Source organism: bacterium, assembly GCA_023150945.1.
Lineage (GTDB): Bacteria > Zhuqueibacterota > Zhuqueibacteria > Zhuqueibacterales > Zhuqueibacteraceae > Coneutiohabitans.
The window spans coordinates 260,427-281,883 of the sequence record JAKLJX010000005.1; the positions used below are offsets into that span (position 1 = coordinate 260,427).

General features: G+C 58.7%; 17 protein-coding genes and 5 tRNA genes. 13 read left to right on the forward strand and 9 right to left on the reverse strand.

The window, feature by feature from the left end:
• Positions 1 to 35: 35 nt before the first annotated feature.
• From L6R21_09215 to L6R21_09255, 9 genes are all read right to left on the reverse strand, one after another.
• Positions 36 to 1,031: an AAA family ATPase gene (locus L6R21_09215; protein MCK6559370.1), complete on the reverse strand. Its 996-nt coding sequence runs from the start codon at positions 1,029 to 1,031 to the stop codon at positions 36 to 38.
• Entirely contained in the window at positions 1,028 to 2,218 is a 1,191-nt protein-coding gene (locus tag L6R21_09220) for a putative DNA binding domain-containing protein (GenBank protein ID MCK6559371.1), read from the reverse strand. Before L6R21_09220 ends, L6R21_09215 begins: the two co-directional genes overlap by 4 nt.
• A gap of 322 nt (positions 2,219 to 2,540) precedes the next feature.
• Complete coding sequence (locus L6R21_09225) at positions 2,541 to 3,314, reverse strand: enoyl-CoA hydratase-related protein (protein MCK6559372.1); 774 nt, start codon at positions 3,312 to 3,314, stop codon at positions 2,541 to 2,543.
• 61 nt (positions 3,315 to 3,375) lie between these two features.
• A complete protein-coding gene (locus L6R21_09230) occupies positions 3,376 to 4,683 on the reverse strand; it encodes an amidohydrolase family protein (GenBank protein ID MCK6559373.1) in 1,308 nt (435 codons plus the stop codon).
• 41 nt (positions 4,684 to 4,724) lie between these two features.
• Positions 4,725 to 5,843: a hypothetical protein gene (locus L6R21_09235; protein ID MCK6559374.1), complete on the reverse strand. Its 1,119-nt coding sequence runs from the start codon at positions 5,841 to 5,843 to the stop codon at positions 4,725 to 4,727.
• A gap of 182 nt (positions 5,844 to 6,025) precedes the next feature.
• Entirely contained in the window at positions 6,026 to 7,633 is a 1,608-nt protein-coding gene (locus tag L6R21_09240; GenBank protein MCK6559375.1) for a hypothetical protein, read from the reverse strand.
• A gap of 53 nt (positions 7,634 to 7,686) precedes the next feature.
• Positions 7,687 to 10,608 (reverse strand): hypothetical protein, encoded by a 2,922-nt coding sequence (locus L6R21_09245; protein MCK6559376.1) that lies wholly within the window; start codon positions 10,606 to 10,608, stop codon positions 7,687 to 7,689.
• 184 nt (positions 10,609 to 10,792) lie between these two features.
• Positions 10,793 to 11,917: a hypothetical protein gene (locus L6R21_09250; GenBank protein ID MCK6559377.1), complete on the reverse strand. Its 1,125-nt coding sequence runs from the start codon at positions 11,915 to 11,917 to the stop codon at positions 10,793 to 10,795.
• A 489-nt stretch (positions 11,918 to 12,406) separates the two neighbouring features.
• Positions 12,407 to 12,892: an arginine repressor gene (locus tag L6R21_09255; protein ID MCK6559378.1), complete on the reverse strand. Its 486-nt coding sequence runs from the start codon at positions 12,890 to 12,892 to the stop codon at positions 12,407 to 12,409.
• Between the two features lie 784 nt (positions 12,893 to 13,676).
• Between L6R21_09255 and L6R21_09260 the strand changes: the two genes are divergently transcribed.
• From L6R21_09260 to rpoB, 13 genes are all read left to right on the forward strand, one after another.
• Positions 13,677 to 13,749: transfer RNA gene (locus tag L6R21_09260), tRNA-Thr, on the forward strand.
• Positions 13,750 to 13,787: 38 nt separating this feature from the next.
• A tRNA-Tyr gene (locus L6R21_09265) sits at positions 13,788 to 13,869 on the forward strand.
• Between the two features lie 89 nt (positions 13,870 to 13,958).
• Positions 13,959 to 14,031: transfer RNA gene (locus tag L6R21_09270), tRNA-Gly, on the forward strand.
• A 12-nt stretch (positions 14,032 to 14,043) separates the two neighbouring features.
• Positions 14,044 to 14,116: transfer RNA gene (locus tag L6R21_09275), tRNA-Thr, on the forward strand.
• Between the two features lie 51 nt (positions 14,117 to 14,167).
• The gene (gene rpmG, locus L6R21_09280) at positions 14,168 to 14,317 is read left to right on the forward strand and encodes a 50S ribosomal protein L33 (GenBank protein MCK6559379.1); all 150 of its coding nucleotides are present in this window, start codon (positions 14,168 to 14,170) and stop codon (positions 14,315 to 14,317) included.
• Between the two features lie 14 nt (positions 14,318 to 14,331).
• A tRNA-Trp gene (locus L6R21_09285) sits at positions 14,332 to 14,405 on the forward strand.
• A 59-nt stretch (positions 14,406 to 14,464) separates the two neighbouring features.
• On the forward strand, positions 14,465 to 14,668 hold the full coding sequence (gene secE / locus L6R21_09290) for a preprotein translocase subunit SecE (protein ID MCK6559380.1): 204 nt from the start codon (positions 14,465 to 14,467) through the stop codon (positions 14,666 to 14,668).
• 34 nt (positions 14,669 to 14,702) lie between these two features.
• Positions 14,703 to 15,284 (forward strand): transcription termination/antitermination protein NusG, encoded by a 582-nt coding sequence (nusG, locus tag L6R21_09295; GenBank protein MCK6559381.1) that lies wholly within the window; start codon positions 14,703 to 14,705, stop codon positions 15,282 to 15,284.
• 20 nt (positions 15,285 to 15,304) lie between these two features.
• Positions 15,305 to 15,727 carry a 50S ribosomal protein L11 gene (gene rplK / locus L6R21_09300; protein MCK6559382.1) on the forward strand — a complete coding sequence of 141 codons (423 nt, stop codon included), beginning with the start codon at positions 15,305 to 15,307 and terminating at the stop codon, positions 15,725 to 15,727.
• A 45-nt stretch (positions 15,728 to 15,772) separates the two neighbouring features.
• A complete protein-coding gene (gene rplA / locus L6R21_09305; GenBank protein ID MCK6559383.1) occupies positions 15,773 to 16,480 on the forward strand; it encodes a 50S ribosomal protein L1 in 708 nt (235 codons plus the stop codon).
• A gap of 25 nt (positions 16,481 to 16,505) precedes the next feature.
• Complete coding sequence (gene rplJ, locus L6R21_09310; GenBank protein ID MCK6559384.1) at positions 16,506 to 17,054, forward strand: 50S ribosomal protein L10; 549 nt, start codon at positions 16,506 to 16,508, stop codon at positions 17,052 to 17,054.
• A 124-nt stretch (positions 17,055 to 17,178) separates the two neighbouring features.
• On the forward strand, positions 17,179 to 17,523 hold the full coding sequence (gene rplL, locus L6R21_09315; GenBank protein ID MCK6559385.1) for a 50S ribosomal protein L7/L12: 345 nt from the start codon (positions 17,179 to 17,181) through the stop codon (positions 17,521 to 17,523).
• Positions 17,524 to 17,607: 84 nt separating this feature from the next.
• Complete coding sequence (rpoB, locus tag L6R21_09320; protein ID MCK6559386.1) at positions 17,608 to 21,414, forward strand: DNA-directed RNA polymerase subunit beta; 3,807 nt, start codon at positions 17,608 to 17,610, stop codon at positions 21,412 to 21,414.
• Positions 21,415 to 21,457 lie beyond the last annotated feature (43 nt).

Here is a 21,457-nt window from a genome sequence, read left to right on the forward strand (position 1 = left end):
CATTTTTCGTGGTAAGCAGCGTCAGATCAGTCGCTTCATGAAACCGGTATGCCGCAGCGCGCAGCAATTTTGAACGCCATGGCTTTGAAATCGAGATAGCAATCCTGCACCGCCTTGGCATGCGCGCCGATGGCGCCGTCAGCGGGCCGGAGAAAAAACATCGGCTTTCTTGCTTCCATAGCCATCGGCATCAGGCTGCGATAATGCTTGAGCAGATGGAGGCAGTGAGGATCATTTTCAGCCCTGGCCCCGACTGTAGTTGCGGCCGATTCTTCCAGAACATGAATTCGGTACTCCAGGGGAATACGACTCAGCCAGCGAGAGTAGGATTTAACCGGCCGGTCCAGCCGGATGGCATGTTGCTGAATCACGTATCCTGACATCTCCATGCTGTGAACCGGCAATTGCAGTTCTGGCTCGGGATTTTTTTTCAGCCGTTCCTGCCATTCTTGCCGCCAGCGCCGCAGCGTCGGGCCCAGGTTGCGCAGCCCCTGCAGGGAAAACAGATCGGGCACCAACGGCACGACGACATATTGCGCAGCGGTGAGAACCGCCCGATTGATGGCGCCCAAATTCGGGCCAATATCAAGCAAAACCAGCTCAGCTTCCCGCGTCTGCGCTGCCTGCAGCAGCACGCGATGGAAAGCGGAAATGATGCGAAAGGCAGACTCATCTCCATCGAGGCAGCGCGGCCAGGCGTCCGAGAGCTTGTCCTCAAACAAGGACAGGCCAAGATCACCTACCACCACCCCAATATTGTCTGCCACCTCCTCCACGTGCGGGACGGCAATATCTCCCGTCCCTCTGAGGATTGGCCTGATGGTTCCCAGAATGCTGAGCGGATGTTCGCCTTCCGGCCACAGCTCCTCGAGGCGGTCCTCTTCCAGGAACATGGAAGTCAAATTCGCCTGGGGGTCGAAATCTGCGGCCAAAACTCTCACGCCGCGATCGGCAAACATCCAGGCGAGATGGTAGGTCAAAGATGTCTTCCCCACGCCGCCCTTGTTGTTGAAGAAAACAATGGTCGTCATGGCCGTTTCCGAATGGTGACGAGTACGCGAGTCGGATCAAAATGAAATTCCGGCTCGGGATTGCCGTTTTGCCGCAGTTCTTTCCTGGCCAGGGGAATGCCCAGACCGAAGCGTTGTACAAAACCCAGAACCTTCATGGCCTCCGCCAACAAAGGGTTGCGATAGTCCGTTACGCCTGGCTGACCAAAATTCCGTTCGTTAACATTGCCATAGAGCCCGCCGGGACTGTGGATTTCAATGCGGTCTGTGAACCAATGGACTCGCACGGGCGCGCTGGTGGATTCATAGGACCGATGCAGCAAGGCATTGCGGGTGATTTGCTGCAGGGCCACCATGGGATAGTCTGGCTGCTTGGTCTCTGTTGACCCGCTGCGCACATCAGACGTCGTGGAGATATTGGCGGCTAATACCTCGTCAAGGCGCCGAATCAGGTCTTCCAAGGGGCCCGTCAGTTCAACTTGGTGTCGTATGGCGTCGGTCAGTTCGGTGCCGTCCAGCCGCAGGAATTGCAGATATGCTCCTGGAAGCCAACGAAGATGATCTTTGCCAAAGACGATCATGGCGGCGACATTTGGAACTAGATGCCGGTCGAGAAATCGCAATGAGGCCAACTGTTCTTCGATCAAACGTTGATTCTCGGCAAGCACTTCAGGAGATACCGCCGCAGGTAGATAATGAATTCGAAAGTACTCGAGATCGAGGTCCTCGCTGGTTGCGCCAATCACCGGCTGTTGATCGAACCACAGGATGCCGGCGCGTCGCTTCTCCATCAATCTTCTTTCCTCTTCCAGGCTTGCCTGGGCGAGGCGCGGTCCCACGCGTATCCAAACCCTGCCATTGTAGCGAACCGGCGGGTAGTCGGCCGGTTGCACTTCGACGACGGCAATTTCACAACCTGCTAGCACCTTCTTTTGGACGGTCATGCTGGGAAAAGGCAGAATATTGCCATCCGATCTCATGTCCGCAATTGTGCGCAGCAACTCGTCCGTGATCGCAAGTTTGGAGCAACTGCCGTCGTCATTGACCCCGATGAAGATGACACCAGGAAGACACGAATTCGGCAAATCATTGGCGAAGGCGCAGATCGCCTGCCGGATCTTGCTGCGATCGCTGAGAGAGGCCTTTCGCTCCACCCGGTCCGATTCTACATCGGTCAGGAGAGCCTGCAACTCCTGGTCGGTTATCATATCTGCCTATCCAGATTGAAAAAGTGCTACGACAATCATGCGTTCCGCGGCCGAACATCAGATAGTGCTTGTCTAAAGATGTTCCGACCTCGGATCAGCCGGAACCCAACAATTCGATAAGATTCCGCCGTTTCCGTCCATCAAATTCTCAGTGCGTTGTTGCTCTGCCATGTGTGAGCCTTCATTGGGCCATGGCATACGGGCGAATCTTGTGACGCACGAGGAGCTATGCCTAATTCGTGTCCGTCCAAAAACATCATCGCCCGGACGGTTTTTTCCTTTCCGGACAGACACCAATTCTTCAAAAGATCACTGCGGGATGTCATTTCCGCGCAGCCAGAAATCCTGCAATCGCCTGCGCGGCTTCAGCGGATTCAAAACACAAACCCTGCGCGTAGATCTCATACTTGAGCATGGCCTCGAGCGATTGCCCGAGGGTTTGCGCCAGGCCCTTCTTGAGCAAGCGCAGCACCAGCCGGGATTTCCCGGCAAGCGACTGCGCCAGCCGCAACGCCGCGGGCAGCAGTTCTTCGTCCGGCAAAACCTGATTCACGATTCCCAATCGCAATGCTTCTTCGGCGGCAATCATCTCGCCGGACATGAGCAGCTCTGCGGCCTTGGCGGTTCCCACCAGGCGCGGCAAGAAATAGGTGCAGCCGAGATCCGGATGCAGACCGAGTCGAATGAACGGAAACCCGAGGCGGGCGCCCGCAGCCATCAAGCGCAGATCACAAGCCAGGGCCAGGCTCGCGCCGCCACCCGCGGCGGCGCCGTTGATCGCGGCGATGACCGGTTTCTCTGCCGCGTGAATCATTTCCACGGCTTCGCTGCCGGTCATCACCAGCACGCGGCCCTGATCGATGTCTTTGGCGGCGGCGAGTTGTTCCAGGTAGTTGACCTCCGCGCCGGCGCAAAAGCCGCGGCCGTTGCCGGTCAATATCACCACGGCGACGTTGTCATCCTCCAGCAGCTCGCGCAGCGCCACTGGAATTTCCTGCACCATCCTGGCTTCGAAGGCGTTCAGCCGCGCCGGCCGGTTCAAGCGCAGAATGCCGGCGCCGTTGTGCTTTTCAAGGAGCAGAAATTGGTAATCCATGGAAGAGACTCTCCAACTTGCCGTGCCCGCCCTCCGCTCAGGCACCGCAGGCATGCGGCGCTCAGTCGTTTTTGTAAACCACGCCCTCTTTCATCACAAAGACAACATGCTGCAAGGCTTTGATGTCCTGCAACGGATTCGCCGCGACCGCAATCACGTCCGCGATTTTGCCGGCTTCGAGCGTGCCGAGATCATCGAGGCGGCCGAGCAGTTTGGCGGCATGATAGGTGGCGGATTTGATCGCCGCCATCGGCGGCATGCCGGCTTCCACCATGTATTGGAACTCGACGGCATTGCGGCCGTGGCGGAACACACCGGCATCGGTGCCGAACGCAATCGGCACCCCTGCTTTCCAGGCTTTGGCAAAAGTCTGCTGAATCACCGGGCCCACCGCCAGCGCCTTGGGCACGACCACGGCACTGTAGTAGCCCTCGATTTGCGCGGAATCGGCGACGGATTTTCCCGCGGTGATGGTCGGCACCAAGTAGGTGCCGTGCTGTTTCATCAGCGCCAATGCTTCGTCATCAAGATAGGTGCCGTGTTCGATGGAAGCCACGCCGGCGCGGATCGCACGCTTGGCGCCCTCGGCGCCGTGGGCATGCGCGGCCACCTTGCGGCCGAAATCCGCCGCGGTTTGCACAATCGCGCGAATCTCCTCTTCGGTGAATTGCGGATTGTCGGCGTTGCCGGAGAGCGACAGCACGCCGGCGGTGGCAGTGATCTTGACCCAATCCGCGCCGCGCTTGATCACCAACAATGCCGCCTGGCGGCCGCCCGCCACGCCATTGATCACGCCCTGCTCGATGCCCGGCACGCCGAGAAGGTCTTCACGATAGCCGTTGGTGGGATCGGCATGGCCGCCCATCACTGCCAGGCTCTTGCCGGCCACCAGCATGCGCGGACCGATGAGATCACCGCGATTGACTGCATCGCGCAGCGCCAGATCGACGCCTTCGCCGGCACCCAAATCGCGCACGGTCGTGAAACCCGCCAGCAGAGTCTGTTTCAAATAGGGCGTTGCTGCCAGCGCTTGATCGGCGGGATAGAGTTGGAAGCGCTTGAGGTAGCCGCCTTTTTCGGTTTGTCCGGCAAGATGTGTGTGCATATCCATCAAGCCGGGCAGCACGAATTTATCCTTGAGATCGATGACGGTATCGTTGCCTTGCGCGGGGAGGAAGCCTTTTTCCAATGCGCGGAGGTGGCCCGCAGTGATGACGAGGGTGATATTGCTCAGCGGTTGCTCGGAGATGCCATCCAGCAGCGTACCGGCGTGAATGAGCGTGCGTTGCGCCAGCGCCGGTCCGGCGCACACGAACAGCAACACGAGCAGGTTGATGACTGGCTGCCACCGCGCATGTGAACTGGGCATTAACTTCCTCCGTGGTTGAAGTGAAAGGCCAAGCGGCGGCTTCAGGGCATGGCATAGCCCAGCGCGAGATTCACGCCGCGCTGGCCGGCGAAATTTTGGTTGAGCAGATCGCCATCGAGAAAGCTGGCAGTGAGGCGAAAGCGGCCGAGTTGCACGCGCGCGCCGCCGGTCAAAAAGATCTCAGATTCCGGACCATCAACGAAGGCGGAGTAGTCTTTGAGAAAAGTGAAGGCGCCGCAGCCCACCTCCACCTGGCGTGACAGGCTGAGCGTGCCGCCGCCATAGAACTGCCATTTTTCGATCGGGAGGTTCGCCTTGAAATCTTTGAATTCAGCATCCGCGCTCAGGCGCAGGCGTTGAAACAAAGGCGGCGTCATCAAGCCCAGGCGGAAGGTCGCCGGTTCCTCGTGCAAAAAACGTTCGGTAATTTGCGCCGGCGATCGCATCGTCAATACGTTGGTGGCCTGGTAATGTGACTGCGCGGCCAGGCCGAACTGCCAGTCGCGATAGTGCCACAGCGCACCCACGGCCAAGCGCCAAGCGGAATCGCTGCCCTCGGCCCAAGCTTGCGGAATTTCATCGGTCATGCTGGCGCGGCGCCATTGCACGCTGCCCCCGAAGTGAAACCGCCCATTCACCGACGTTGCCAGCGCCACGCCGAGGGCATGTTCCTGCCGCCGCAATTTCGTGGTCGCGACTGCGTTTGTTCCTGCCGGCTGGAACGCCGAACGCAATTGAATTTCTCCCAAATCGAGATCGTAGTTGGTGGGGCGATGATAAGACACGCCCAGGGCAAGCTGGGGCAGCGGTCGCCAAGCCACACCGGCATACTGCACCGGCTGAAACTGCGAGGCAATATTGATATTCAAAAAACGAAAGAAGTCGGTGCGTGAGGCCCAACCTGCTTCAACAAAAAGCGAAAGCCGATCCGGCATGGAGGCCAGGCTGGCGGGATTGATCACCATCGCGGCCGGATTGCCGGCGGCGGCTGTCATCGCGCCGCCCTGCAGATGCGCTTCCGCGCCCAACCGGTTGGGATGATATTGCCAGCGCGTCACCGCAACCAATGGTGACGGTGAATCCGATTGGCGGCTGAAGGCCGGCTGCGCCAGCAGCATCACGGCGGCGGCCACAGGAGGAATGTTGCGCCAGGAGAGCATGCGATTTTGCGGATAGAGATCATGTGCTTTGAACTTGCCGGATTGCGCATGAATATAGCTTTTCCCGGCACAAAGTCAAATACCGGCCGCCCAGCCTGCAAAAAGAAAAAGCCATGAAGCAGGCTTCATGGCTCTCTTCAAAAGGGCCGGAGGTGCGGCGTGGCCGCCATGGCGTCTTTCTCTCAAAAAAGCTGTTGCCAAAGCTGATTGAGGGCAGGTTGATCCAAGGCTTCGATTTGAGCGCGCAGCTTGGGCAGGTCTTCGTCCATGAGTTGCGCGATGCGGCGGTCGAAATAGATCGGACCTTGCACCGCGATCTTGCGGGTCTCGTAGAGGCTGTCGAGCAGGGAGTCGAGAATTTCACGGCGCGTTTCGCCGCTGTCTTTGCCGGGCGTGGGAAGGTTGAGCGACAGCTTCAGGGCGTGGTCATTGATCCAGGTTTCATAGCTGATCGCCAGATCGACGGTGTGACGGTGCAGGGTCTCAGCGGCGCCGGCTTCGACGGGCACACCAGCTTCGCGGCAGGCGCGGGCGAGGTGTTGCAGGCCCTCGGCGGTGCGCCGCAACGAGTCGAGCTTGAGCGCAGTGACGCTCGGAGGGGCGAGCAGCGGCTTGGTACTGCTGGCCGCGACCACGCCATCGATTGCTTCGACGATTTCATCAAGGCTGGCGGCGCGGATCTTCGGCTCACCGGCGAGATCCCAACGTCTTGCCGGCGCCGCCGCCGCAGACTCAGCGCTGCTGGCAGCGTCAGCAGCGGCGCCGGCGGCAGCGCCATTTTCCGGGTCGGCTTGCTTGGCCAGACTTTCGAGCATTTCATGTTGCGCCGCGAGGGCTTTTTGCGTGGCTTCGGCCACCGCCCGCAGCTTGGCGACCATGTCCGGCGTGGTTGCGGTTTCTGTTACCGGGGCTTCGGCTTTGGGTTCGGCTTCTTTGTAGAGAAAAGCAAGGCGATTGGCCGGCAGAGGAAGATCGTCTGCCGTGCCAGGTGCGACGGTTGCCGGGCGCGCGCTGCGTGCTGCCGGAGCAGCAACCCGGGTTGGGCCGGGCGTGCCCGCCAGTGGCGTCGTGGCCATGGTGGATTTGGAACGCACGGCGGCAGGCTCACGCGTGACGCGCTTGCTGGAGGAAGTCTGCTCCGAGAATTGCCGGCTCTTGCTGCTGCTGAGAATGCTGAGCACGACCATCAGCAATACACCGACTACGACCACGGCGATCAACACCCAAAGCAGCACCTTGCCCTGGGTGGCAGTCGGTTCCTCTTCGGCAGCGATTTTGGCCAGGCTGGCGGCCACCGAGTCACTATCAGCGGCCGCAATGGTCAGTGAATCAAGCGGAGCGGCGTTTGCCGTTTCGCGGAGTGCTTCCGGCTTGCCGATGATGAGCATTGCGGTGGCGGGCGGCCGCTGCGGCTGTTCGAGATTGACAAAATCAAAGCGCAGATGGAAGGATCCGCTGGAGTCCGCCGCAGCGCGCAGAGTCAGATCGAGCTCCGACAGGATGATGAGCGCGGAGTCTTGCAGCGCCCACTGGTAAGTTGGCGCGGTGCGCAATACGAAACCGCTGCTGCCCTGCAACCGGCAGCGGTGACGTTGCAGCTTGAAGGAATCCGCCACTGCCAGGGTGAAGTGGACTTCGACGCTGTCGCTGGCTGTGCTCATGGCGGGCACTTGCAGTGTTTGACCGGGCGTGAGCACGAGACGGCCGGCTTCCAAAGCGGGCGCGCTGCTGCCGTCGAGCAAGGCGAGCAGCGAAATCCAACACAAATGTGCAATCCTGGCAATCATCATAGCAACTCCTGAACAGACGATGATTCATGGGCGAGACCGGCGGTGCCGGTCGGTCAGAGTCGGAGGTAGATCACGTGCTCGCGGCCGCGGGCTTGCAGCATGACGTGAAGCTCGTGATTGGTGGTCAATTTCAAGCGCAGCTTGCCCGTGCAGACGAGTTGGAGCAGCTCCTGGTCGCGCAGATCACCGGGCAGCGGCGGATTGAAATCGAGCCGGGTGGAGGCCAGCAGTCTGGCCTCCTCCGGCAGGCGCAACGGGCCTTCTTTTTCACTGGCATAGAAACTGATGATCGTATCCCGCGTGAGGCCGAAAGCGCGTACGATGTACTCCGTGCCGAGCAGATCTTGTTTGCCGATGACTTCCCAAAAACGCAGCTCCTGCCCGGCGCGCAAGCCCAGCCCTAGACGCACGCCGGCGCGGCGGGGCTCCGGCTCCCTGCCGGCAACAACCCAGCCGCCCATGCTGAGATGGCGCAGGTAGAACGCGCCGCCCACCGCCGCCGTGGATTTCAGGCCGTTGATGGGCAGCAATGACTTGGCCGGCTTGCCGTCCAGGCTGTAGACGACTTTGCAGAGCTCCGAATCAAAGACCCTTGCCATGCGCGAGCGCACGAAGGAGAGCAGGGTGCTCTTGCCGGTGAGCCGCAGAATGTCCGGGCTGTCCAATCCCGCCTTGTGCACCAACTGCCGCAACTGCAGTACGTGCATTTCCAGGCTGGCGGCCACCAGATTTTCCAGCAGCTCATTGTTGACTTCGATATTGGAAACCGTGGCCGCTCTCATTTTGCCATCGGAGACGACTTGCAGAGTCACGTGCCTGAGCGCGCAGCTTTGCTCGGAAGCGAGCTCAGCCAGCCCGCATTTGAGTTGTTCGGCGTGGCGCAGCAGTCGCCGCCAGTTCAGATAACCGACCTTCTCGAGTTTCATCTGGGGCAACTCGAATGACCGGTTCCAGAGCGGCACAACTACCGGCGCCGGCAACCGCTCTTCGAGTTGCGCCACGGCTTGTTCCATTAAATGCTTCGCCAGGGCAACGGTGATGGTATCGCCGCCGAAGGTTTCATCGCCTGCGACGCTCACAACCTTCAGGTTCATTTTGATGGTGGAACTGGCCACCAGGCTGCGTTCGGCTTCGGGATATAATTCCAAACAGGTGAGGGCCATGTTGGTTGCGCCCGCGCCCAGGTCATAGGTCAAAACGTGATGCCGCTGCATGGTGGAGACGGAAGAATCGGTTTCGCTTCGCCAGTGCGGCACGCGCGCGGTCAAACCTTCAAATCCCGCAATCACCGGCGCAGGCTGCAACCAGGAATCATCGGAAAGCATGACGCCGGCGAGAGCCAGGGCTTGGCGCAGGGCGTTTTTCTGGGCCGGCGTGAAAGTCGTGGGATGGGCCACCAGCATGTTCTGCAGCAGGCACGCGCCGAAATCCAATGCCTCGCCGGTGCGCGGCTGGCGGCGATAGAGCTCTTCGGCGAGATCGTGCTCGGCTTCGTAGATGAAGCGTCGGAGGAAATCGACGACGATGGTGTGCGCCGGAATCATGGCGGTGGCACCGGATTCGCGCAAAACGATCTCACGATCGGTTTCGACGCCCAGGTGTTTCTTGACGTCGTGAATGACTTGCATGATCGCCTCGACGCCGCTGCTGGCCGCCAGCGCGGCCTGGCCGATGTCATAGCGCCGTTCGCCCTCCTGATCAACGCCATGATAGAGAATCACCGTTGGCACGAAGGCTTCGTTTTCAACCCGCAGCAAGCGCGGCAAAGAAGCGGGCTGATCGTCGCGTTCCGCCACGGCCAGGCAGGTGTGACTGGTGCCGAAATCGAGCGCAGCGACGCCGCGATAGGGTTGCGGCACGCGCACCTCGATTTGCAGCGGCAGCCGGGTGAGGTAGGTAGCTTCATTGCCGGCCCGAAAGCGAAAGGTCATTTCACCGGCAAGCGTCGTGGCGGTATGCGAAGCTCCCGGAGAAAGGAGAAAGTGAATCGTCTCGATTTGTTTGGGCATGAGCCGCACGGGCGCAGTGGGGCGTTGCAGCAACACGGCCGCTGCGAGCGACTCAGCGGGGGTGACCGCGATGATATCAATCGGCAACGTGCTGGCGTTGCGAACTTGCAGCGAGAGCCGGCGGCTGCGACCGGCCAGGCCCCACGTTTTGAGCTGCAACCGTTCCTCGACCCACTGACGCACGAGTCCGGGAAACTCCAGACGCGGAACCGGATGCGGCAGAATGCGCAAGGGTGAATTGAACGGCGCGAAGGTGCCGGGTGGATTGCTGCAGACCAGCTTCAATGCCGCCAAAATGGGTTGGCCGGTTCGCAGGTAGGGTGCAATGAATTCTCGTGTGACTTCCACTTGAAAGGAGAGCGAGCCGTTGCCCTGGCCGGCTTCGAGCTGCCCCGGCAGAGGATGAGGGCCATCGGGCACGAGTTTGACCGCGGGAAGATCACAGGCCAAATCGCGAATGGCAGCTTTGCCGCGTCGCAGGCGAATGCGGCCACCGGAACTGCAGCGCAAGGTCGGGGAATTAGCCGGAGGCCGGTCGAACAACTGCAGCGTTGGTGTCAACAATTCGAATTCCGGCAGCGGCAAGACTTCGAATTCACAAGCCGGGAGATCCAAAGCCGGGCTGGTGAGGAGACGGCAACTGATTCGAAGGCCGGGCTGGAGCGTGCCGTCCGCAACCGGAGCGAGCGCAGAGTCGAATGGTGATTGATTGTGGTCGACGGCGCCGTTGGCGTCAGGAGGCTTGGCTTCCGGCTGAGGTATGAGGGCTTGCAATGCTGCGGCTGTGATCTTGCCGGGCAATTCGCGCACCTCGCCGGGCTGCAGCAAGAGTGCGGGCTTGCCGGCCTTCGCGGCGGCCTCCTCGACTGGCTGAGGCGAATGTAGGCGCGGGAAATGGGCAAATCCTGCCGGCTCGGTAACCACCTCCACGACCGTGACTGGCAGCCGGCCATTGTTCTTGATCAACAAACTGATCGCGGGCTGGCCGCCGTCTGGCGGCAGAAAGTAGACGAGATCAGGCGAACCGCTGCATTCAACCTGATAGAGGAGACAACCGCACCAGGGGCAGAATCTGTCCGTGGCTGCGCCAGGCGAGATTTCCCATGTTTTGCAATTTGGACAAAGCACGTCGATGGATATCGAGAAAGGGCTAGAAGTTGAATTGCAAGAATGCCGCCGACTGCCGAGAGGCGGCGGCCTCGGGCTTTAACACAGCGATCAAGCCGGAGGGGCTGCAGACCGGCGCCGGCGAGAGCGCGGCACGCTCCGACAGGGGCAGTAGCCGCCCGGGAGGGATCAGGGCCAGCAACCCGAGGCGTTCGCCAGCCCCGCCTGCGCTGCGCACAACGACGATGAGGTGATCTCCCCACCTTTGCGGGGAGGCGAAATTCACAGCAAAATCGGGGGCAGACTCCCGGCGCAAACGCCAGGTTTCAATTCCGGTCCTGGCCTCAAAGGCTGCCAGTTCACCGTGGCCCAGTTCGAGAAGTGCATCGCCCGCCGTGTTCCAGAGCAGATGAGATGCTTCCCGCAAGCCGGTCGCAAATGGGACCACGCCGAGATTGATGTTGGCAGGATCGAGGCAATAGATGATATCATCGCGTCCGAGCAGGAAGATTTGGCCGGTGCGGGGATGGCGCAGCGGCGGCACCGATACATCAAGACCAGTTCCCGGTGCCAGCGAGTGGCTTTCCTGACCGGTGTCGAGGTTGAGCCGGACCGCTTCCTGGGCGGTGTGATAGAGAATCTCATTATCAGCACTGAGTTTGATGGCACGGCTCGCCGGCCCGAAATGTTGCCAGGGCAACGTGGTCACCTGTCGTGAAGAACCGTCAATCGAGAGCCAGCGCCAGCGCGCGGCGAGGCGATCATAGAGGCGAATGACGACCCGCGTGCCGCAAATCACCGCCTCATGAATTTGCCAGGCCTTGTCCGTCAAGCGGAATAGGCAGCGGCAACTGGGATGCGGGGCGAGGGTCAGGTGAAAAATCACTCGCCGGCCCAAGGCAAAAAAGCCGGGCAGCCACTGTGGGTGCGAGACCGGCTGGAATTGGGTAACCAGACCGCCTTCCTGGCTGCGAAAGCGGCTCATGAGACGCGGTGGATTTAAGGAAGCATTCGCCATCAAGCCAATCCCCCAGTTTGCCGCGGCAAAGGTCAGATAGCCCCAGCCGGTCGCCATGGCCGTGATGCTGCCGGCGGCAATGTTGGGCAGGGTTGTCTGCCGGAGGCTGCTGGCCTGAGACTGTTGCGTGAAGTCGCGCTGCGCCAGCATGTGCTGAAGGCTTTCTTCATATGAGAGGTGCTGGCCACAATGCCGGCAAAACCGCGCGACGGTGCGATTGGTGGCACCACAGCCCGTGCAGCGCAGAATGGGCTGCAGGCAATGCGGATCGAAACAGACTTCGCTGAGGCCGTTGTCTGTTTCAATCGCCCCGTTGACCGCGGGCTGGAATTCCCCAAGAACTGGCGCCACCTCGTGGGGGTAGGGGCAAAGCCACTTCTCGCGGTGACCTGTTTGTTGAGGCATCATATCCTTGTGGTATGCAATCATTACATTGTTTCTATATAGATTTTAGGGGAGGGATTCGCGGAAAAAAATCTGGCAGGCTGCCTCCACTTTGGTTAAGCCGGCGGCTTGGGAGGAATGGGGAGGAAATACTGCGCCACTGCTCCTGCCGGTTGCTGGCACAACCGGTCGGGAGTCAGTACCGACGCAAAGAAGGGAAGTGAAACGAGGCGGGCGAAAGCAAGGCCCGGCGTCCTATGAGGCCGGTTGGTTGTTAGCCTCGGCTTTCTGATCACTGGCGCCCAGGTTGCGCAGGAAGTCGATCACTGCCTGGGTCTTGCTCATGCCTGCCGGAACAACGAGCAGAGTATCGTTGCCGGCCACGGTGCCGAGGATCTCCGGGTGTCTGAGATGATCGATGAACACGCCCACACCGGGCGCCCGGCCGGGCAAGGTTTTGATCAGAATCGCGCATTCATTGCCTTGAATCTGCACGATCTCCTCCTGCACGACGCGGCGCAGCTTTTTGCCTTCCGCGACTTCCGGCAGGACGTAGCGCACGCCGTTGTCTTCCGGCATGCGCGCGATGCGCATTTCGCGCAAGTCGCGCGAGAGCGTGGCTTGAGTGACTTCTACGCGCTGGCGCCGCAACATTCGGCTCAGTTCATCCTGGCTGGAGATATGATTGGAGACAATCAATTCGCGTATGATCATTTGACGTTGCTGCTTCGTCAGTTTCATAAATGGCTCCTGCGAGGTTTGGGCGTGGTACCGTGCCCTGCCTGCAGGTACTCACGCAATCATGATTTCAAGAGATTATTCAGCAGGTCGAAAAAATATTCCAAATAGTTGGCAATGTCAATTGATTTTTGCGGTAAGAATGGTTGCGCCTGCCGGCTCGGCGTGGCAGTGCCAAAACAACTCGCTTCACTCGAAAGGAGTATGAGAACTTCGCCGTGCTGCGCCGCAGCATCGGAGACACATTGGACTGCTGCCTTTCACGAAATGATGAGCACCGCCACTCCCTGTGGTGCAGGCGGGGCTGCCGCTGACGTGACTCGAGCACGCCAGTGCGGTGAAATCAACTTGGCATCGTACGCGATTTTGCTGCTGCAACGATCCTGATCGCGACGCAGGCGATTTTCATGATAATTGTGGCTTGAGGCCCAGTAGCAATCACCGCACCTTGAAGGCAGAGCTGGCGGAGGCATTTTTTGCGACGCACCCGAATCAGGAGGGTGGCATAGACTATTCGGTCATGCTTCCGTTCTCGAAGCTCCTTACCAAGACCATCGAGCGGTCAATTTGCAGACTTCCGGGGCAAAATATATCTTGACAAATTCAATAACTTTTATATATTGCGAGTCTATGTCCAAAAACTACGGGTTTGGAAGATAAAAAATTTTGTGCCATGCAGCGGCAAGGCACATCAAACTGTATTCTACTTCTGGGTCGTAGAGTTTTATTTTGCCTGAGCTTAAAGGACTGATTCTTGGGTGCTCATCTCTGTTAGTGGCACCAAGTTGCCACCATAGCTCAGACGGTAGAGCGCCTCACTTGTAATGAGGAAGTCGCGGGTTCGATTCCTGCTGGTGGCTCGAGTGGAGACATAAGAAGCGCTCAGTTTTGAGATCAAGGGGAGGTTCCAGAGTGGCCAAATGGGGCAGACTGTAAATCTGCTGGCTATGCCTTCGGAGGTTCGAATCCTTCCCTCCCCACTCTCTGGTTGTCTGTGCATGACTTGCTGGTTGGAGGCAGAGCAGCCAGCGAGGTCTGGTTGCGGGTACGGCGAACCAAATGCTCTCAGGCGGGAGTAACTCAGGTGGTAGAGTCACAGCCTTCCAAGCTGTTGGTCGCGGGTTCAAGTCCCGTCTCCCGCTCTTAGTGAACAGGCTCACGTAGCTCAGTCGGTAGAGCACTTCCTTGGTAAGGAAGAGGTCACCGGTTCAATCCCGGTCGTGAGCTCAAAGCCAGTGTTGTAGCCGTCTCGGATATAAAGACAAGGTGTGACGAGCCGTGAGAGAGAACATCGCCCTGGAATGCAGTGTCTGCAAGCGCCGCAATTATGCCATGACGAAGAACAAGAAGACGCATACGGCGCGCGTCGAATTCAAGAAGTTCTGCCGCTTCTGTAACAAGCACACGAGTCACAAGGAATCGCGCTAGCGCGGCTCCCGCGTAGGCCTGTAGCTCAACTGGCTAGAGCGCCGGTCTCCAAAACCGGAGGCTGGGGGTTCGATTCCCTCCAGGCCTGCTTCTGTAGACCGAAACTATCGGCCATGCCATCGCCCCGAATAGCAAAGAGACCGCACTATGAAGAAGCTGCTCGAGAAGGTGAAGTCCTACTTTGATGAAATCAAAACCGAGATGACCAAGGTGAGTTGGCCGACCCGGGAGAATCTCAAAGACTCCACACTCGTGGTGTTGGTGGTTACACTCTTCTTTTCGGTCATCACAGGCGCGGTTGATCGCGTGCTCTCCTGGGGCGTGCAACAGCTTTACCGGTTGATCGGCTAGCGTCATCGAACACTTCAAATTCCCATATATCCCCGTGGAAGAAACTTCTGAAAAGAATACCGAGACCTCAGGTACTGAGACCTCGGCGAAAAGATGGTACGCGATTCACGTTCTCTCCGGACATGAACGGAAGGTCAAGGCCTATTTGGAGAATGAAGCCGCCGCCTTGGGCCTTTCCGATCGCATTACTGGGGTGCTGATCCCGTCCGAAGAAGTCACCGAGATGCGCGAGGGGAAAAAACGCGTCCGCAACAAGACATTCTTTCCGGGCTACATGCTCGTCGAGATGGTGCTCGACAAGGACACCCAGCACCTGATTCTCAACACCCCCGGCATCACCAATTTCGTCGGCCCCAAAAACAAGCCACAGCCGCTCCGCCAGGATGAAATTGATCGCATCCTCGGGCGGGTGCAAGAGAGTCGCGCCAAGGAAATCGTTTCTGTTCCTTTCAAAGTGGGCGATCCGGTGCGCGTGACCGACGGGCCGTTTCTGGATTTCACCGGTTTTGTCGAGGAAATAAACGAGGAAAAGAAGAAGGCGAAAGTGATGGTCAGCATTTTTGGGCGGTCCACGCCTGTTGAGCTGGATTTCCTGCAAATCGAGTCAGAAAAATAACGATGTCGGAGAGTTGAGGCATGGCAAAGAAAATCGTCAAGGAAATCAAACTGCAGATCCCCGGTGGGCAGGCCAATCCCGCGCCGCCAGTTGGCCCGGCGCTCGGCCAGCATGGCGTCAATATCATGGAATTCTGCAAGGCGTTCAACGCCAAGACCTCGGATCGGCAGGGTCTGGTGATCCCGGTGATCATCACAGTTTACTCCGACCGTTCCTTCACGTTCGTGCTCAAAACGCCGCCCGCCTCGGTGTTGCTGCTCAAGGCCATGGGCGCCGCCAAAGGCTCGGGTGAGCCGAATCGCAACAAGATCGGCAAGGTGAGCAAGGAGCAGGTTCGTCAGATTGCGCAATCCAAGATGGAAGATTTGAATGCCAATGATATCGAGGCGGCCATGCGGATGGTGCAGGGTACGGCGCGCAGCATGGGTGTTGAAATCGCGTGAGTCGAGCGCATCACTCTCTCAAAATACTCCCAGACAGGGTTAGGAATTATGAAACATAGCCGTCGCTTTCGTGAGCTTGCCAAGCTGGTTGATCCAGGCAAAGAGTACTCCCTGGAAGAGGCCGTGGCTCTGTTGAAGAAATCGGCGACCGCCAAGTTCAACGAGACAATTGAAGTGGCAATGCGCCTGGGCGTCGATCCCCGGCACGCCGACCAGGTCGTGCGCGGCACGGTGTCCTTGCCGCACGGCACCGGCAAAACGGTGCGTGTGCTGGTGTTGTGCAAAACCGCCAAGGAGGCCGAGGCGCGCGAGGCCGGTGCGGATTATGCCGGTTTCGAAGAGTATATCAAAAAGATCAATGAAGGCTGGTTTGAATTCGATGTCGTCATTGCCACGCCCGATGTTATGGGCGAAGTCGGCAAGCTCGGCAAGGTGCTGGGGCCGCGCGGCCTCATGCCCAACCCCAAGAGCGGCACGGTCACCTTTGAGGTCGGACAAGCCGTGAAAGAAGTCAAAGCCGGCAAAATCGAATTCCGAGTGGACAAAAGCGGCATTCTTCATGTGAATGTCGGCAAGGCGTCTTTCACGGAAACCCAGATTGTCGACAACGTGCGGACCTTCATTGAAACCGTCATTCGCCTGAAGCCGGCGTCATCGAAGGGCCAGTATGTGCGCAGCATCACGCTGTCGAGCACGATGGGGCCGGGCATCGCGATCGACAACAATGCCGTGATGGGCGATCTTAAAGTTTAGATAAAGTTTAGATTTGGAAACGATCATGCCAGAAACCAAACCGATTCGGCCGGAAAAGCAGGAAGTCGTCACCGATCTCGCCGCCAGGCTGTCGGCGGCCAGAAGCGTCTTTGTCACCGATTATTCGGGTCTCACCGTCGAGGCGATCACCCGGCTGCGCCGTCAGTTGCGCAAATCCAACGTCGATTTTCGCGTCAGCAAGAACACGTTGACGCGCTTGGCGGCGACTCAGGTTGGGATGAAAGACATTGTGCCCCATCTCGAAGGCACGACCGCGATTGCCTTCGGCATGGGGGACCCGGCCGCGCCTGCCAAGGTGTTGCTCGATTTTCTGAAAAACAGCGAGAAGCCGACCATCAGGGCCTTTGTGTTTGAAGGCCAGTTCTATGACGGCAAGCTCGCGGAACAAATCTCCAAGCTGCCCAGCCGCAACGAGTTGCTGGCGCGCTTGTTGGGCGGCTTGAATGCGCCCGTCACCGGCCTGGCCAGTTCGTTGCAGGGCATTGTGCGCAAGCTGGCCTATGCCCTCAACGCCGTCGCCGAGCAGAAGCAGCAGACGGCGGGCACGCCCTGACCGGCCAACAGCAAAACGTTTGCGCCTCGGCGCATCGCACATGAGTGATGGTTTTCATTTATCCGTAAGGTTAAGTAAGGAGGACGTAGTGTCTACCACTGATTTCATCCAGGCGATCGAGAACATGAGTGTTCTTGAACTGTCCAATTTGGTCAAGGCCATCGAAGAGAGATTCGGCGTGTCCGCAGCAGCGCCTGCGGTTGCCATGATGCCCCAGGCTGGCGGTGCGATGCCGGCGCAAGCGGCCGTGGAAGAGAAGACGGAGTTCGACGTGGTGTTGGCCAGTGCCGGCGCCAACAAGATCAACGTCATCAAAGTCGTGCGCACGATGACCAATCTCGGCTTGAAGGAAGCCAAAGACCTGGTGGACAGCGCACCCAAGACTTTAAAAGAGGGCATCAACAAAGAAGAAGCCCAGAAGATCAAAGCGCAACTCGAAGAAGCGGGCGCCACGGTCGAGATCAAGTAATCTCGCTGCCATCGAGTAACCTTCGGAATTTGACTTAGCCCTCTTTCCCCAAGAAAGAGGTTGCTGTTTATAGGTGCATGCTTCATGGAGAATACCAACGGAAAGCGGCGCTCATTCTCGAAATTGAGCACCGTGATCGATCTGCCGGATTTGCTGGACATCCAGCTTAAGTCGTTCAACGAATTCCTGCAGCTCGATGTCGAGCCTTCCAAGCGCGACAACAAAGGAATGCAGGCAGTCTTCAAAGGAATTTTCCCGATTTATGACAGTCGGGAAAATTTTTGTTTGGACTTCGTGGAATACTACATCGAGAAGCCCAAGTATGACATGGACGAATGTCAGGAGCGGGGCGTCACCTATTCCGTGCCGCTCAAGTCCAAATTGCGGCTATCGGTGAAGGACGAAGAAAGCGGCACGTTCGGTGAAACCACCGAACAAATTGTCTATTTGGGCAATATTCCCTTCATGACCACGCGCGGGACCTTCATCATCAACGGCGCCGAGCGTATCGTGGTCAGCCAGCTTCATCGCTCCCCCGGCGTATTCTTCGATGAATTGAAGCATCCCAACGGCACCAAGCTCTTCTCCGCGCGCATCATCCCGCTGCGCGGCTCCTGGGTCGAATTCCTCACCGACATCAGCGATGTGATGTACGTCTATATCGACCGGCGCAAGAAATTCCCGGTCACCACGTTGCTGCGCGCCATCGGCTATTCCAGCGACAAGGAAGTGCTGCAGCTTTTCGACTTGATCGACGAAGTCAAACTGTCCGACGCCAAGGTCAAGCAGTTCCTCGGCCGCCAGTCGATCAACGACGTCGTCGATCGCGAGACCGGCGAAATCCTGCTCGAAAAAGACGCGGAGTTGACGGAAGAAGCGATTGATCGCTTGAAGAAGGCCAAGATCACCACCGTGCGCCTCCTGCGTTCCGACAGCGCTTACGGCCCGGAAGTGATCTCGAACACTCTGCGCCGCGATGCCGCCCACTCACAAGAAGAGGCGCTCGAGGCGATCTATCGCCAATTGCGCTCCGGTGAACCGCCGGATTTGGACACCGCCAAGCAGTTTCTGGATCGCCTGTTCTTCAACCCCAAGCGCTATGATCTCGGTGAAGTCGGCCGCTACCGGCTGAACAAGAAGCTGGGATTGGAGACGCCGGTGTCGACCACGGTGCTCACCGAATCCGACATCGTGACCATCATCAAATACCTGCTCGACATGCGCAACGGCCATCGCACTGCGGACGACATTGACCATCTGGGCAATCGCCGCATCCGCACGGTGGGCGAGCAGCTCGCGCAGCAGATGAGCGTCGGCTTGTCCCGCATGGCGCGCACGATCAAGGAGCGCATGAACCTGCGTGACAGCGAAAAGCTCACCCCGCAGGATCTGGTGAACGCGCGCACGATCATTTCGGTGATCAACACCTTCTTCGGCACCAGCCAGCTCTCGCAGTTCATGGACCAAACCAACCCGCTTGCCGAATTGACTCACAAGCGGCGTCTTTCGGCGCTCGGCCCCGGCGGTTTGACGCGTGAGCGTGCCGGTTTCGAAGTCCGCGACGTGCATTATACCCACTATGGCCGGCTGTGCCCGATCGAAACGCCGGAAGGACCGAACATCGGTTTGATTTCCTCGCTGACCACGTTTGCCCGCATCAATGATTTCGGCTTCATCGAGACGCCGTATCGCCGGGCCAAGAACGGCCGCGTGACGAGTGAAATCGAATACCTCTCGGCCGATGATGAAGACCAGTACGTGATTGCCCAGGCCAATGCGCCGATCGACAACAAAGGACACTTCATCAACAACCGGGTAAAGGCGCGCATCAAGGGTGAGTTTCCCGTGGTGCAGCCCGAAGAAGTGCACTACATGGACGTGTCGCCCAACCAGATCGTGTCCGCGGCCGCGGCGCTCATTCCATTTCTCGAACACGACGATGCCAACCGCGCGCTGATGGGCTCCAACATGCAGCGCCAGGCAGTGCCATTGCTGGTGCCGGAGGCGCCGTTGGTCGGCACCGGTTTCGAGGCCAAAGTTGCCCGCGATTCGCGCGCCATGATCATTTCCGAGCATGACGGCGTCGTCGAGCACGTCGAAACGGACAGAATCATCATCCGGAAAGATCCCTCGGCGGGCCGCGGCAAAAAGACTGATCTCGAGGCCTTGTTGAATTTTGAAGAATCCGACCTGGTCAGCTATCGCTGCACCAAGTTTATGCGGACCAACCAGGACACGTGCATCAATCAACGGCCCATCGTGCGCGTCGGCGATCGCGTCAAGAAAGGCGAGGTGCTGGCCGATGGTTGCGCCACCCAGGGTGGCGAGTTGGCCTTGGGCCGCAACGTGCTGGTGGCGTTCATGCCCTGGCGCGGATACAATTTTGAAGATGCCATCGTCATCTCCGAGCGCGTGGTTCAGAAGGACATCTATACCTCGCTGCATATCGAGGAATTCGAGCTGCAGGTGCGTGACACCAAGCGCGGCGAGGAGGAGCTGACCCGTGAAATCCCCAATGTCTCCGAGGAATCCACCAAAGATCTCGACGAGAACGGCATCATTCGCGTGGGCGCGGAAGTGGTGGCGGGCGATATTCTCGTCGGCAAAGTCACCCCCAAAGGCGAGACCGATCCGACTCCGGAAGAAAAGCTGCTGAAGGCCATTTTTGGCGAGAAAGCCGGCGATGTCAAGGATGCTTCGCTCAAGGCGCCGCCTGGCCTGAAGGGAATCGTCATCGACACCAAACTCTTCTCGCGCAAGAAAAAGGATGCCAAGTCGAAACGCCAGGAGAAGAAGAAGGTCGACGAGATCGAAGAATGGCATACGCGGGAATTGAGCCGCATCAAGCAACTGCGCAACGAGAAGCTCATCAATCTGCTCACCGGCGAAACGGCCGCGACCATTCGCGACCTGCACGGCAAAGTCGTGGTGCGTGCCAGCACCGAATTGACCGAAGAGCGCCTCTCCGAGCTGGATTTTGACAAACTCGACCGCGGCGAAGGCTGGACCGAAAAGAAGCGCATCAACGAACTGGTGGAGACGCTGTTCTCTGCTTATGAGCGCAAAGTCCAGGACACGGAAGAGGAATACGAGCGGCGCAAGCTCAAGATCATTGTGGGCGATGAACTGCCGCCCGGCATCGTGCAGCTTGCCAAGGTCTATGTGGCCAAGAAACGCAAGCTGATGGTGGGCGACAAGATGGCCGGCCGTCACGGCAACAAGGGCGTCGTGGCCAAGATCGTCCCGATCGAGGACATGCCCCACTTGGAAGACGGGACCCCGGTTGACATCGTGCTCAATCCGCTGGGCGTGCCCTCCCGTATGAATCTGGGCCAGATTTTTGAAACCACCCTGGGTTGGGCGGCGGCCAAACTCGGACTGAAGTATGCCACACCGGTTTTCGATGGCGCCAGTGAAGATGAAGTCATCGAAGAAATGAAGACGGCCGGCATTCCCGAAGACGGCAAGGTGCAATTGTATGACGGCCGCACCGGCGAGCCTTTCAATGAGCGTGGCACGGTCGGCCAAATCTACATGCTCAAGCTCTCCCACTTGGTGGAAGACAAGATTCATGCCCGTTCGATCGGCCCGTACTCTCTGATCACCCAGCAGCCGCTGGGCGGCAAGGCGCAGTTCGGTGGCCAGCGTTTTGGCGAAATGGAAGTCTGGGCTTTGGAGGCTTATGGCGCTGCTTACACCCTGCAGGAAATCCTGACGGTGAAATCGGATGACGTGCGCGGCCGCTCCAAGGTCTATGAAGCCATTGTCAAAGGCGACAATCTGCCCGAGCCTGGCTTGCCGGAATCTTTCAATGTTCTCATTCGAGAACTGCAGGGCCTGGGGTTGGACGTTGAGCTTGTCGATGACGGCGAGAACGGCAAGTCCAACTGACCGGGTTTGATGTGCGGTATGACTTTGTGAAAATGGATGTTTT

Coding starts and splice junctions, on each gene's coding strand:
- L6R21_09215 (MCK6559370.1), bottom strand. CDS start 1,031: ATGACGACCATTGTTTTCTTCAACAACAAGGGCGGCGTGGGGAAGACA.
- L6R21_09220 (MCK6559371.1), bottom strand. CDS start 2,218: ATGATAACCGACCAGGAGTTGCAGGCTCTCCTGACCGATGTAGAATCG.
- L6R21_09225 (MCK6559372.1), bottom strand. CDS start 3,314: ATGGATTACCAATTTCTGCTCCTTGAAAAGCACAACGGCGCCGGCATT.
- L6R21_09230 (MCK6559373.1), bottom strand. CDS start 4,683: ATGCCCAGTTCACATGCGCGGTGGCAGCCAGTCATCAACCTGCTCGTG.
- L6R21_09235 (MCK6559374.1), bottom strand. CDS start 5,843: ATGCTCTCCTGGCGCAACATTCCTCCTGTGGCCGCCGCCGTGATGCTG.
- L6R21_09240 (MCK6559375.1), bottom strand. CDS start 7,633: ATGATGATTGCCAGGATTGCACATTTGTGTTGGATTTCGCTGCTCGCC.
- L6R21_09250 (MCK6559377.1), bottom strand. CDS start 11,917: ATGCTGGCGCAGCGCGACTTCACGCAACAGTCTCAGGCCAGCAGCCTC.
- L6R21_09255 (MCK6559378.1), bottom strand. CDS start 12,892: ATGAAACTGACGAAGCAGCAACGTCAAATGATCATACGCGAATTGATT.
- secE (MCK6559380.1), top strand. CDS start 14,465: ATGAAGAAGCTGCTCGAGAAGGTGAAGTCCTACTTTGATGAAATCAAA.
- rplK (MCK6559382.1), top strand. CDS start 15,305: ATGGCAAAGAAAATCGTCAAGGAAATCAAACTGCAGATCCCCGGTGGG.
- rplJ (MCK6559384.1), top strand. CDS start 16,506: ATGCCAGAAACCAAACCGATTCGGCCGGAAAAGCAGGAAGTCGTCACC.
- rplL (MCK6559385.1), top strand. CDS start 17,179: ATGAGTGTTCTTGAACTGTCCAATTTGGTCAAGGCCATCGAAGAGAGA.
- rpoB (MCK6559386.1), top strand. CDS start 17,608: ATGGAGAATACCAACGGAAAGCGGCGCTCATTCTCGAAATTGAGCACC.